The 12,941-nt window shown below is 60.7% G+C and carries 11 protein-coding genes; 4 read left to right on the forward strand and 7 right to left on the reverse strand.

What is annotated here, in order from left to right; genetic code table 11:
- Window positions 1–6 precede the first annotated feature (6 nt).
- The 3 genes from RHM69_RS27165 (at window position 7) to RHM69_RS27175 (ending at window position 3,955) form a co-directional block, all read left to right on the forward strand.
- A complete protein-coding gene (locus RHM69_RS27165) occupies window positions 7–585 on the forward strand; it encodes an RNA polymerase sigma factor (RefSeq protein ID WP_014717065.1) in 579 nt (192 codons plus the stop codon).
- On the forward strand, window positions 582–1,559 hold the full coding sequence (locus tag RHM69_RS27170; RefSeq protein WP_168223665.1) for a FecR family protein: 978 nt from the start codon (window positions 582–584) through the stop codon (window positions 1,557–1,559). The genes RHM69_RS27165 and RHM69_RS27170 overlap by 4 nt, the downstream gene beginning before the upstream one ends.
- Before the next feature lie 155 nt (window positions 1,560–1,714).
- Window positions 1,715–3,955: a TonB-dependent receptor gene (locus RHM69_RS27175; RefSeq protein WP_020301211.1), complete on the forward strand. Its 2,241-nt coding sequence runs from the start codon at window positions 1,715–1,717 to the stop codon at window positions 3,953–3,955.
- 136 nt (window positions 3,956–4,091) lie between these two features.
- Here the strand turns inward: RHM69_RS27175 and RHM69_RS27180 are convergent, their stop codons facing one another.
- Both RHM69_RS27180 and yejK read right to left on the reverse strand, forming a co-directional pair.
- Window positions 4,092–4,442, reverse strand: a complete 351-nt coding sequence (locus tag RHM69_RS27180) for a glutaredoxin family protein (protein WP_200599140.1) — start codon at window positions 4,440–4,442, stop codon at window positions 4,092–4,094.
- Window positions 4,442–5,446, reverse strand: a complete 1,005-nt coding sequence (gene yejK, locus RHM69_RS27185) for a nucleoid-associated protein YejK (protein WP_014717069.1) — start codon at window positions 5,444–5,446, stop codon at window positions 4,442–4,444. The genes RHM69_RS27180 and yejK overlap by 1 nt, the downstream gene beginning before the upstream one ends.
- 397 nt (window positions 5,447–5,843) lie before the next feature.
- Here yejK and RHM69_RS27190 point away from each other — a divergent pair, with 397 nt between their 5' ends.
- Complete coding sequence (locus RHM69_RS27190; protein WP_003188840.1) at window positions 5,844–6,125, forward strand: HU family DNA-binding protein; 282 nt, start codon at window positions 5,844–5,846, stop codon at window positions 6,123–6,125.
- 77 nt (window positions 6,126–6,202) lie between these two features.
- On the opposite strand, the gene rlmF is transcribed toward RHM69_RS27190, so the two are convergent.
- From rlmF to RHM69_RS27215, 5 genes are all read right to left on the reverse strand, one after another.
- Complete coding sequence (gene rlmF / locus RHM69_RS27195) at window positions 6,203–7,219, reverse strand: 23S rRNA (adenine(1618)-N(6))-methyltransferase RlmF (protein WP_014717070.1); 1,017 nt, start codon at window positions 7,217–7,219, stop codon at window positions 6,203–6,205.
- A gap of 238 nt (window positions 7,220–7,457) precedes the next feature.
- Window positions 7,458–10,304, reverse strand: a complete 2,847-nt coding sequence (locus RHM69_RS27200) for a valine--tRNA ligase (RefSeq protein WP_005785134.1) — start codon at window positions 10,302–10,304, stop codon at window positions 7,458–7,460.
- Between the two features lie 211 nt (window positions 10,305–10,515).
- On the reverse strand, window positions 10,516–10,890 hold the full coding sequence (locus tag RHM69_RS27205; protein WP_003188844.1) for a hypothetical protein: 375 nt from the start codon (window positions 10,888–10,890) through the stop codon (window positions 10,516–10,518).
- A gap of 7 nt (window positions 10,891–10,897) precedes the next feature.
- Window positions 10,898–11,326 carry a DNA polymerase III subunit chi gene (locus tag RHM69_RS27210; protein ID WP_014717072.1) on the reverse strand — a complete coding sequence of 143 codons (429 nt, stop codon included), beginning with the start codon at window positions 11,324–11,326 and terminating at the stop codon, window positions 10,898–10,900.
- Between the two features lie 74 nt (window positions 11,327–11,400).
- Entirely contained in the window at window positions 11,401–12,891 is a 1,491-nt protein-coding gene (locus tag RHM69_RS27215; RefSeq protein ID WP_038449029.1) for a leucyl aminopeptidase, read from the reverse strand.
- Window positions 12,892–12,941: the final 50 nt, after the last annotated feature.

Below are 12,941 nucleotides of genomic sequence, written 5' to 3' on the forward strand. Positions count from 1 at the left end.
CCGGCCATGAGGAGCCATCGACCGCAATCTCCTCAGGACACTCCGCACGCGGATGCAGCGGGGGGACGCGCGCATTTCCTGCAGGTGTTTTTGTCCCAGCGCTCGCAAATGGAGGCGTTGGTCAGCCGCCGTGTGGGTTGCCGCGCCACGGCAGCCGACCTGGTGCAGGATTTGTTCCTGCGCTTCTGGCGTCGCCCGCTGGTGCAGGTCGAAGAATTGAGCACCTACCTGCTGCGCTGCGCCGGCAACATCGCCATCGACCACCTGCGCAGCGAAGGCGCGCGAGCACGCAGCAGCGAAGGCTGGCTGCCGGAACAATCTGACCACCAAGGCTGCGAACCCCAGGCAGCGTTGGAGGCGGGCAATGATCTGCGCCATGTGGAAGCCGCCTTGCGCAGCTTGCCCGAGCGCACCCGCCAGATTTTCCTGCTTAACCGCATCCACGGCCGCAAGTACGCCGAAATCGCCAAGGCCATGGGCCTGTCCCAAAGCGCCGTGGAAAAACATATGATGCGCGCCCTCGAAGCCTGCAAGGCCAGCCTTCGCGAACCACCGCCTCCACGCATGCCAGGGAAAGCCCCGTGAACGTCACGCCCACGCCCGCCCAGGAACAGGCCGCACTCGATTGGTTGTGCCTGCTGCATGACCAGCCCAGCAGCGGCGACCAGGCCACGTTCAGCCGCTGGTTACGTGCAGATCCCGCACACGTCGAGGCCTACTCCCAAGCCCAGGTGCTCTGGGAATTAAGCGAAGTACCGGCGCGCCAACTGGCCGATGAGGACGCGCTCGCCTTGCAGCGCTACCTCAATACGATCAACGCCTCCAAACGCTCCCGGGTAGCGCGTTGGTCTGGTGCCTTGGCCGTCGCCGCCTGCCTGCTGCTGATGGTGTCGATGGGCGCCGGTTGGCAGCCGTCACGCTGGGTCGATGAGTGGGGCGCCGATTATGTGACGGCGCCGGGTGAGGTAAAGACCTTCACCCTGGCCGATCAATCCAAGGTCACCCTCGACGCCGACAGCGCCATCTCTGTAGATTTCAGCCAGGGCGAACGGCACATCCAACTGCGCCGTGGTGCAGGTTTTTTCAATGTGACCCACACCGGCCAACCCTTCGTGGTGGAGGCGAACGGCGGTGAAACGCGAGTACTGGGAACGCAGTTTGAAGTGCGCCTGCAACCTGACGGCGCCGAGGTCACTGTGCTGTCCGGCCGTGTGGGCGTGACGCCCTCCAAACAGGGCCAGCAACAGGTGCTGACAGCGGGCCAGCAAGTGGCCTATGCCGACGGTATTGCCGACCCTTTGCATGGGGTCGACAGCGCCTCACGCCTGGCCTGGCGCGAAGGTTGGCTCAACTACTACAGGGCACCCCTGGCCGATGTGGTCCAGGACCTGAGGCGTTATTACCCCGGCCGAATTCTTCTGCTTAACGAAAACATGGCCGCCAAACGCGTCAGCGGCAGCTTTCCGAGCCAGGACCCCGTAGCGGTCTTGAACGCCTTGCAAGCGGTGTTGGGCTTTGAACAGCACAGCCTGTTGGGCCGCATGATTGTGGTGCGCTAGGCCCGCAGCGCCTTCATCGAACCTTCATCGCAATCGCCACAACCTGTCACCAAACGGTTACACGTGCCGTGGATCATCCCTGGGTTCCTGAACAAGTGGTCAGGAAGCTCGCATCTGCCCCATACAACACAACAATGTCAGTAAGGGATCTACACGTGAACCACAACACTCTTTATGCCCTGCTCCTCGCATCGGGCCTGGGCGGCTTTGCGCCGCTGGTTTTGGCCGATGATGCCCAGGATGTAGGCTCGGTGAACATCGCCGGCAAGCAAACCCTTGGCAGCGGCCACATGATTCTCGAAGAAAGTGCCAAGGCACGCTCGACGGTGACCAAGCAAGCCATGGACGAAATGTCGGCCACCGCCAACGCCATCGACAAGCTCAAGTACACGCCGGGCATCAACGTTTCCAGTGATGACGCCAGCGGCACCAGTGGCACCAGTTTTACCATGCGGGGCATGAGTTCCGACCAGGTCGGCGTCTCGGTGGACGGCGTGCCGATCAACGATTCGGGCAACTACAGTGTGTACTCCAACCAGTTGGGCGACCCGGAAAACCTGGCCGAAGTGTTCGCCACCCAAGGTTCCTCCGAGGCCGACGGCCCGCACATCGGCTCCAGCGGCGGCAACATTGGCATGATCACCATTCGCCCGACCAAGGACGCCGGGGTTTTCGCCAAACAGATCGTCGGTGCCAACGCCCTGCGCAAGACCTTCGTGCGAGCGAACACCGGGGATGTGGGTGGCCTGAAAACCTGGGTGTCGGCATCCCACCTGGAAGGTGACAAATGGCGCGGCAAGGGCACTCTGCGCAGCGACAAGATCGAGTGGAGCAGCCTGTTCGAAGGGGATAACGGCAACTCCACATTGGCCACGATCAAGTACAACAAGCAGGAAAACTACAACTACAACAGCCTTAGCAAGGCGCAGTTCGACACCGAAGGACGGCGTAAGGATTACGCGCAAAGCCCGGTGTACAAGGCTGGTTTGCTGTCGGCGTCCTACAAGCTCAACCGCAACCCGTTCGAAAGCGTCAACGCTACGCTGACCCAGCGCTGGCAACTGCAGGACAATTTGTCGCTGACGCTCACGCCGTATTACTACTGGGCCAACGGTGGCAGCTTCAGCGGCCAGACGGCTTCCAACCTGGGGCCAAAGTCCGACAAGGCCGGCAACTACGACCTGAGTAACCTGCAATCGGCCAACTATTACCGCCCTTCGTGGACCGAAACCTGGCGCCCTGGCTTCACGGCGAAAATGAAGTGGGACATCAACGAAGAACACAGCCTGGACTATGGCTACTGGTACGAACGCGCACGCCAGCGCCAGACCCAGCCCTTTATCGGCATTAACAACGAAGGTGCCCCCGACGATGTGTGGGGCGACTACAACAGCGGCGGCCAGGTGGTCGACAAAAACGGCGCTACGGTCCAGGGCCGTCACTACTACACCGTCACTCCCGCGCAGAAGCTCTGGGTACAGGACAACTGGCAAGCCACACCGGACCTGAGTTTTGTTGGCGGCGTGGCCTACCAATATGTCGAGCGTGACGGCAACAACCTCGGCAGCCTGTACGACACACCGGAGAAGCGTAACACCCGCTACCACCAGTTCCTGCCCAACTTCAGCGCCAAGTACCAGGTCGATGAAAGCAACCAGGCGTTCTACAACGTCACCCGCAATATGCGCACGCCGCCCAACTACGTGCTGTACAACAAGGGCGACTCCGTCAGCCTCAAGTCCGAATTGAGCTGGAACCAGGAACTGGGCTGGCGCTACACCGAAGACGACATGGCCTTGAGTGCGACCCTGTTCTACATCAGCTTCAAGGATCGCCAGGTCTCGACCACCGACGCCAGCGGTGACTACATGGTGCTCAACGTCGGCACTGTCGATAACAAAGGCCTGGAGCTGGAATGGAGCGGCCTGTTGCCGCACAACTTCAATTACTACGCGTCCTATACCTACACCCAGTCTGAGCAGAAGGACGACCTGCTCAGCAAGAACGTGCTGCTACCAACCTCGGGCAAGCAATTGGCCAACGTGCCGGAAAACATGTTCAACCTGGTGTTCGGGTATGACGATTCGCGGTTCTACGGCAACATTGCAGGCAAATATGTCGGCAGTTTCTATGGCGATTTGACCAACAAGGAGAAGATTGAAGGCCGTACGGTGTTTGACCTGAACGCGGGTATTTATTTGCCGGTGGATAAGAAGGTCATCAAGTCGGCGGCACTGCGGTTTTCGATGCTCAACGTGTTCGACAAGGAGTACTTGAGTTCGGCGCGTACGGTGGCGTTCAACTCGGCGCCGGTGAACGGGTTGGGGGCGAGCACGGCGTATTACAACGTGGGTGAGGAGCGCACGGCGATGGTGTCGCTGGAAGCCAACTTCTAAGCCCACCCGCAAGCCCAATGTGCAGAGCTGACTTGTGTGGGAGCTGGCTTGCCTGCGATAGCGGTGTGTCAGTCACAGGTATTGAACCTATTACACCGCCATCGCAGGCAAGCCAGCTCCCACATTTGATTGGGTGTTACTTCAGGGCGGCCATGATCGCTTCAGGGTTGTAGTCGCGAATCAAGGTCCCGTTTACATCCACAAACGGAATCCCGCCACCGCCCAGTGCCTCGTACGCCTTGCGCGCCTCGGCATCCTTCTCTATATCGACGGCCCGGTACGGGATACCCTTCTGGTCGAGAAAACGCCGGATCTGCTTGCAGTACCCACACCACTCGGTGGCATAGAGCACCACCCGCGCAGAGGCGCGTACGTGCTCGGGCGCCACCTGGGACGGGTTGAACAGCCGTTCCACCTTGCCCCAGTTCTGGATCGCAACCACCACCAGCAACACCAGCAGGACTTTCTTGAGTACCCCGCCCAGCATCAGTTACGGCGCTTGAGCTGGTCGGTCAGTTGGGTCGGCAGGCCCTTGATGATCAAGGTGCCGGCGGCTTCGTCGTACTCGATCTTGTCGCCCAGCAGGTGCGCTTCAAAGCTGATGGACAGGCCCTCGGCGCGCCCGGTGAAGCGGCGGAACTGGTTGAGGGTGCGTTTGTCGGCCGGAATTTCCGGCGACAGGCCGTAATCCTTGTTGCGGATGTGGTCGTAGAAGGCTTTTGGCCGGTCTTCATCGATCAGGCCCGAGAGCTCTTCCAGGCCCATGGGTTCGCCGAGCTTCGCCTGGCTGCTGGCGTAGTCCACCAGGGTCTTGGTTTTCTCGCGGGCGGACTCGTCGGGCAAGTCTTCGCTTTCGACGAAGTCACTGAACGCCTTGAGCAGGGTGCGGGTTTCGCCCGGGCCATCCACGCCTTCCTGGCAGCCGATAAAGTCGCGGAAGTACTCCGAGACCTTCTTGCCGTTCTTGCCTTTGATGAACGAGATGTACTGCTTGGACTGCTTGTTGTTCTGCCACTCGGAGACGTTGATACGCGCCGCCAGGTGCAACTGGCCCAGGTCCAGGTGGCGCGAGGGCGTCACGTCCAGCTCGTCGGTCACCGCCACGCCTTCGCTGTGGTGCAGCAGGGCAATGGCCAGGTAGTCGGTCATGCCTTGCTGGTAATGGGCAAACAGCACATGGCCGCCGGTGGAGAGGTTGGATTCCTCCATCAGCTTCTGCAGGTGCTCTACCGCCGTGCGGCTGAAGCTGGTGAAGTCCTGGCCACCGTCAAAGTACTCCTTCAACCAACCGCTGAACGGGTGCGCGCCGGACTCGGCATGGAAGAAACCCCAGGCCTTGCCTTGTTTGGCGTTGTAGCTCTCGTTGAGGTCGGCAAGCATGTTCTCGATGGCGGCGGACTCGGCCAGTTCCGTGTCGCGGGCGTGAAGAACTGCGGGTGTGCCGTCGGGTTTTTTGTCGATCAGGTGGACGATGCAATGACGGATCGGCATAGGCTTCTCGGCTGGTTGAAGGGGGAGCGGTTGGCCTCCCCGAAAAGTCGCCCAGTGTACCGCACCCATTGGTCAAGACGTGCCCCGAACGGCATTTTGCACGCCCTGTGACTGGCCATATGCCTTTTTTTCACGGTTTAGAGCGATAAAGCTGACCAAATGGGTATGTTGAGGCGGATATTTCCCCGTCTCTGTGCTAGTTTTGCCCCGTCTTACGCCAAGTCTCGGCGTTAAGCGTGCATTCAGCATTTGTCAGGTCGAACCAATCCCCGTTTCAAGCATCTATAACCCCGATCTCCGTGGTTATGGCCGGGGATGCCAGGCCATGACGGTCGGGCTCGACGGCTGACACTGCACTCTGCAATCCATATGAATTTGATAGGGAAGGAACACCACAATGGCTATTACTAAAGACCAACTGATCGCTGACCTGGCTGAAGCAGTAGACGCACCGAAAACTACCGTGCGTGCTCTGCTGGACCAACTGAGCCAAGTTGTTGCTGATCAGCTGGAAAATGGCGGCGAAATCACTCTGCCAGGCGTTGGCAAACTGAAAGTGACCGAGCGTCCTGCCCGTACTGGCCGTAACCCTTCGACTGGCGCTGCCATCGAAATCGCTGCCAAGAAAGTTATCAAGCTGGTTGTGGCTAAAGGCCTGACCGACGCTGTTAACAAGTAAGACGCAGCAAAAAAACCGTGCTTCGGAGTGATCCGGGCACGGTTTTTTATTGCCTGCGTTTTTATTGTGTGGCGGGCTTATCGAACCCAGCGCTGGCGCCAGATCTGCTGCTCGTTCTTGGTCTGGAACGTCCAGGCCACAAAGCGGCTCTGCTTCTGCCCCTGGGACATCTCTACTACCTGGCTTTCCAGCACGCCAGCTTTTTTCAGCGCCGTTTCGATCGCCGGCAAGTTGGAGGCTTTGGACACCAGGGTGCTGAACCACAGCACTTTATGCGCAAAGTGAGCGCTTTCGGCGATCAACTGCGTCACAAACCGCGCTTCGCCACCTTCACACCACAGTTCGGCCGATTGACCACCGAAGTTAAGCACCGGCAACTTGCGTTTCGGGTCGGCCTTGCCCAAGGCGCGCCATTTACGCTCGCTGCCTTTGGTGGCTTCGTCCATGGATGCATGGAAGGGCGGATTGCACATCGTAAGGTCAAAGCGCTCACCCGGCTCCAGCAGGCCCAACAGGATCTGCTTGGGGTTGGGTTGCTGGCGCAGCTGGATGACCTTGCTCAGGTCGTTGGACTGCACGATGGCCTTGGCGGCGGCCACGGCGGTCGGGTCGACCTCCGAGCCCAGGAAGTTCCAGCGGTACTCCATATAGCCAATCAGCGGGTACACGCAGTTGGCGCCCATACCGATGTCCAGCACCTTGACGATCGAGCCTCGCGGGATCTTGCCGTCGTTGACGCTGGCCAGCAGGTCGGCGAGGAAATGCACATAGTCAGCACGCCCCGGCACTGGCGGGCACAGGTAGTCCGCCGGGATATCCCAATGCTGGATGCCATAGAACGACTTGAGCAGCGCCCGGTTGAACACCCGCACTGCATCCGGGCTGGCGAAGTCGATGCTCTCTTTGCCGTAGGGGTTGATGATCACGAATTTGGCCAGTTCAGGCGTGGTCTTGATCAGCGCCGGGAAGTCGTAACGGCCCGTGTGGCGGTTGCGCGGGTGCAGGGTGGCCTCTTTGCGTGGCGCGACGGGTTTGGCCGTGGCGGCGGTTTTAGGCTTCTTGCGCGGAGGTTTGGGCGTAGTGGGGGCGGTCATGATGATTCTGGGTTTGGCTCAAAGTGGCGGTCATTGTCACACATTCCCGGGGACAACTCGGTCAAATGTGGGAGCTGGCTTGCCTGCGATGCAGGCGACTGGGTGTATCAGGCAGACTGAGGTGATGCTATCGCTGGCAAGCCAGCTCCCACAGGGATAGGGTTTTGATTGGGAAATGGTGTCGTTTTCCTGGACAAAAAAAGAGGCCCGAAGGCCTCTTTCTCTACATGGTTTCCCCTTACAGGCTGGAAATCCGCGCGTGTTGCTCCGCCAGCTTGCCCAAGGCCTGTTCAGCCTCGGCCAACTTGGCGCGTTCTTTCTCGATCACTTCAGCTGGCGCTTTGTCAACGAACGCCGCGTTGGACAGCTTGCCGCCCACTCGCTGCACTTCGCCTTGCAGGCGCGCAATTTCCTTGTCGAGGCGGGCAAGTTCCGCGCCCTTGTCGATCAGGCCGGCCATCGGCACCAGCACTTCCATATCACCGACCAACGCGGTGGCAGACAACGGTGCTTCGGCATCGGCAGCCAATACGGTGATCGACTCCAGCTTGGCCAGTTTCTTGAGCAGCGCATCGTTCTCGCTGAGGCGACGCTGGTCTTCGGCACTGGCGTTCTTGACGAACACGGCCAGCGGCTTGCCCGGCCCGATGTTCATCTCGGCGCGGATGTTGCGTGTGCCGAGCATCAGGGTCTTGAGCCATTCGATATCGCTTTCGGCGGCCTCATCGATGCGCGCTTCGTTGGCCACCGGCCAAGGTTGCAGCATGATGGTCTTGCCTTCGATACCGGCCAGCGGCGCCAGGCGCTGCCAGATTTCTTCGGTGATGAACGGCATGAACGGATGCGCCAGGCGCAGCGCCACTTCGAGCACGCGCACCAGGGTGCGACGGGTGCCGCGCTGGCGTTCGACCGGGGCGTTCTCGTCCCACAGTACCGGCTTGGACAGTTCCAGGTACCAGTCGCAATACTGGTTCCAGATGAACTCGTACAGGGCCTGTGCGGCCAGGTCGAAACGGAACTGGTCGAGCTGGCGGGTCACTTCGGCTTCGGTGCGCTGCAGCTGCGAGATGATCCAGCGATCCGCCAGGCTCAGCTCATAGGCTTCGCCGTTCTGGCCGCAGTCTTCGCCTTTGTCCAGCACGTAGCGCGCCGCGTTCCAGATCTTGTTGCAGAAGTTGCGATAGCCTTCGACGCGGCCCATGTCGAACTTGATGTCGCGACCGGTGGAGGCCAGCGAGCAGAAGGTGAAGCGCAGGGCGTCGGTGCCGTAGCTGGCGATGCCGTCGGCGAATTCGTCGCGGGTCTGCTTCTCGATCTTTTTCGCCAGTTTCGGCTGCATCAGGCCCGAGGTGCGTTTCTGCACCAGGGTTTCCAGGTCGATGCCGTCGATGATGTCCAGCGGGTCCAGGACGTTGCCCTTGGACTTGGACATCTTCTGGCCCTGGCCGTCGCGTACCAGGCCGTGTACGTACACGGTCTTGAACGGTACCTGCGGGGTGCCGTCTTCGTTCTTCACCAGGTGCATGGTGAGCATGATCATCCGGGCAACCCAGAAGAAAATGATGTCGAAGCCGGTGACCAGCACGTCGGTGGAGTGGAATTTCTTCAGGAACTCGGTCTGCTGCGGCCAGCCCAGGGTAGAGAAGGTCCACAGGCCCGAACTGAACCAGGTGTCCAGTACGTCGTTGTCCTGTTGCAGCGCGATGTCGGCGCCGAGGTTGTGCTTGGCACGCACTTCGGCTTCGTCGCGGCCTACATAAACCTTGCCCGATTCGTCATACCAGGCCGGAATACGGTGGCCCCACCACAGCTGACGGCTGATGCACCAGTCCTGGATGTCGCGCATCCACGAGAAGTACATGTTTTCGTACTGTTTGGGCACGAACTGGATGCGGCCATCTTCCACGGCGGCAATCGCAGGTTCTGCCAGCGGCTTGGTGGACACGTACCACTGGTCGGTCAGCCACGGCTCGATCACGGTGCCGGAGCGGTCGCCCTTCGGCACTTTCAGGCCGTGGTCGTCGACGCTGACCAGCAAACCGGCGGCGTCGAAGGCAGCTACGATCTGCTTGCGCGCTTCAAAACGGTCCAGACCTGCGTATTCGGCGGGGATCTTGCCGTCGATGCTGTCGTTCAGCGAGCCGTCCAGGTTGAACACCTGGCAGGCCGGCAATACGGCGGCATTTTTGTCGAAGATGTTCAGCAGCGGCAGGTTGTGGCGCTTGCCGACTTCGTAGTCGTTGAAATCGTGGGCCGGGGTGATTTTCACGCAGCCGGTGCCGAACTCAGGGTCGCAATAGTCATCCGCGATGATCGGGATGCGGCGGCCAACCAGCGGCAGTTCGACAAACTTGCCGATCAGCGCCTGGTAGCGCTCGTCGTTCGGGTTAACAGCGACGGCGGCATCGCCGAGCATGGTTTCCGGACGGGTAGTGGCGACGATCAGGTAATCATTGCCTTCAGCGGTCTTGGCGCCGTCGGCCAGCGGGTACTTGAGGTTCCACAGGAAGCCTTTCTCGTCGTGGTTTTCCACTTCAAGGTCGGAAATCGCCGTGTGCAACTTGGTGTCCCAGTTGACCAGGCGCTTGCCGCGGTAGATCAGGCCGTCTTCGTGCAGGCGCACGAAGGCTTCCTTTACGGCTTCGGACAGGCCGTCGTCCATGGTGAAGCGCTCGCGGCTCCAGTCTACGGACGAACCCAGGCGACGGATCTGACGGCTGATATTGCCGCCGGACTGGTCTTTCCATTCCCAGACTTTCTCCAGGAATTTCTCGCGACCCAGGTCGTGACGGTTCTGGCCGGTGGCTTCCAGTTGGCGTTCCACCAGCATCTGGGTGGCGATGCCGGCGTGGTCGGTGCCCGGTTGCCACAGGGTGTCGCGACCCTGCATGCGGCGGAAGCGGATCAACGCATCCATGATCGCATTGTTGAAGCCGTGGCCCATGTGCAGGCTGCCAGTGACGTTCGGTGGCGGAATCATGATGGTGTACGAGTCGCCCGCACCTTGTGGGGCGAAATAGTTCTCGGACTCCCAGGTGTTGTACCAGGAAGTTTCGATAGCGTGGGGCTGGTAGGTCTTATCCATGCGCGGCGGGACCCTAGTTGGCATTTATTCAGGAAAGCCGGCAAGTATAACGGGGGATAGGGGCGAGGGCGAGGTGAAGACGGTTTAAGACCGATGCAGAATTAATGTGGGAGCTGGCTTGCCTGCGATGGCGGTGTTTCAGTCAGCATCGTCGGCGACTGATGCGCCGCCATCGCAGGCAAGCCAGCTCCCACAAGGATGGGGGGGACTTTCAGTTCTGGTATTGGCTGAGCAACCGCTCCATCCGCGCATCCATCCGACGCTTGATCTCGGCTTCGATATGCGGCGCAAAGTCGTCGATCACATCCTGCATGATCAATTGCGCGGCGGCGCGCAGTTCGTTGTCCAGGTGCAGCAGCAGGGCATCGGGGGCTTTTTCGGCGGCTGGGGCGGGTTCAGCAACCACAGGTGCCGGCGCGGCAGGCTTGCCGCCGACCATGTCGAACAGCAGCGGGATCTGTACCTCGCCATCGGCCGTCTCGGTCAGCAGCGGCGGTTGCAGGTTGTCATCACCCAGCAACTGACGGATCGACTCCAGGTCATCCAGCAGGTGGTCGTCTTTTTTCAGCGGGTTTGGAGTGTCCATCATGTACTCAAAGTCGTTGTAGCCGGTGATCTTGCAGAGGATAGCCCTGTTCACGGTAGAAACGGAAACTCTCCCGCGCAGCCTGACGAATAGCCGGGTCTTCCACCACCACTTCCGCCACACGGGCGAACGCTTGGGCAAAGGCCGGTACTTTCAGGTCGAGGTTGACCAGCAAGTCATGGTGATCGCCGCAGTTGTCTCCCAAGCCCAGCACAACCAGGCTTTCAGGTTCGGACTCGGCGTGGCCGTGGGGCACGAAGCTTTCGCCCTTGAAGCGCCACAGACGGGCATCAAGTTCGTCACGTTGGGCGGCATCGCTGCAGTGCAGGTAGATGCGATGGCCCATACGCCAGGCTTTTTCGGTGAGTTTGCAGGCAAAGTCCAGGCGCGCGAGGGGATCGGCGCTGGGCAATATATAGAAGTCGACTTGGGGCATTGAAAATCCTGGGGTTGGCCTGATGGCCCCTCTGTAGGAGCAAGCTCGCTCCTACAAAGAGGCGCAGGGGCCGCTTAAGCCTTGGCGCGATCCAGCAGGTATTGGGTCAACAGGGGCACCGGACGGCCAGTGGCGCCCTTGTCCTTGCCGCCGCTGGTCCAGGCCGTGCCGGCGATGTCCAGGTGAGCCCAGTTGAAGTTCTTGGCAAAGCGCGACAGGAAGCAGGCCGCCGTGATGGTGCCGGCTTTCGGGCCACCGATGTTGGCGATGTCGGCGAACGGGCTGTCGAGCTGTTCCTGGTACTCATCGAATAGCGGCAGTTGCCAGGCGCGGTCGTCGGCGGCCTTGCCGGCGCTGAGCAGTTGCTCGATCAGTTCGTCGTTGTTGCCCAGCAGGCCCGAAGTGTGGGCGCCCAGGGCAACCACGCAGGCACCGGTCAAGGTAGCGATGTCGATCACGGCCTGGGGCTTGAAGCGCTCGGCGTAGGTCAGGGCGTCGCACAGCACCAGACGGCCTTCGGCGTCGGTGTTGAGGATCTCCACGGTCTGGCCGCTCATGGTGGTGACGATATCGCCCGGGCGAGCCGCGCCGCCGCTCGGCATGTTCTCGGCGCAGGCCAGGATGCACACCAGGTTGATCGGCAGCTTGAGTTCCAGCACGGCACGCAGGGTGCCGAACACGCTGGCGGCGCCGCCCATGTCGTACTTCATCTCGTCCATGCCGGCGCCCGGCTTGAGGCTGATGCCGCCGGTATCGAAGGTGATGCCTTTACCTACCAGGGCGTAAGGTTTCTCGGACTTCTTGCCGCCGTTGTATTGCATCACGATCAGGCGTGGCGGCTGGTCGCTGCCCTGGCCCACGGCATAGAACGAGCCCATGCCCAGGTCCTTGATCTTCTTCTCGTCCAGCACGTCAACCTTCAAGCCCTTGAACTCTTTGCCCAGTGCCTTGGCCTGTTCGCCCAGGAACGTCGGGTGGCAGATGTTCGGCGGCAGGTTGCCCAGGTCGCGAGTGAACGACATGCCGTTGGCGATGGCCTGGGCGTGGGTGACGGCGCGCTGGACTTCAGCCTGGGCAGCCTTGATGGTCAGCAGGGTGATTTTCTTCAGGGCGCGGGGTTCGGCTTTCTGGCTCTTGAACTGGTCGAAAATATAGCCGCCGTCCACCAGCGACTCAGCCAGCAGTCGGGTCTTGCCGTAGCTGTCGCGGCCCTTGACCACGATTTCATCGAGTGCCAGCACCGCATCGCTGCCGCCCAGGCCCTTGAGGGTGGTGAGGAGACCGCTGACGATCTTGCGAAACGGACGGTCGCCCAGTTCGGCATCCTTGCCCACGCCCACCAGCAAAACGCGCTCGGCTTTAAGGTTGGGCAGGCTCTGCAGCAGCAGGCTCTGGCCGACCTTGCCGGCCAGGTCACCGCGCTTGAGCACTGCGCTGATAGCGCCGCCGCTCAGTTCGTCCAGTTGCTTGGCGGCGACGCCGAGTGTGCGGCCTTCGCCGACAGCGACCACGAGGGTGGCGGTTTTCAACGTTTCGGGGCTAACGCTTTTTACAACCAATTCCATTTTCGGGTCCCTTATCAAGGTCTGTGAGCCGGGAGCTTGTACTCCGGCTT

Origin of the sequence: Pseudomonas sp. CCI1.1 (genome assembly GCF_034348165.1) — a bacterium.
GTDB classification, from domain to species: Bacteria; Pseudomonadota; Gammaproteobacteria; order Pseudomonadales; family Pseudomonadaceae; genus Aquipseudomonas; species Aquipseudomonas paracarnis.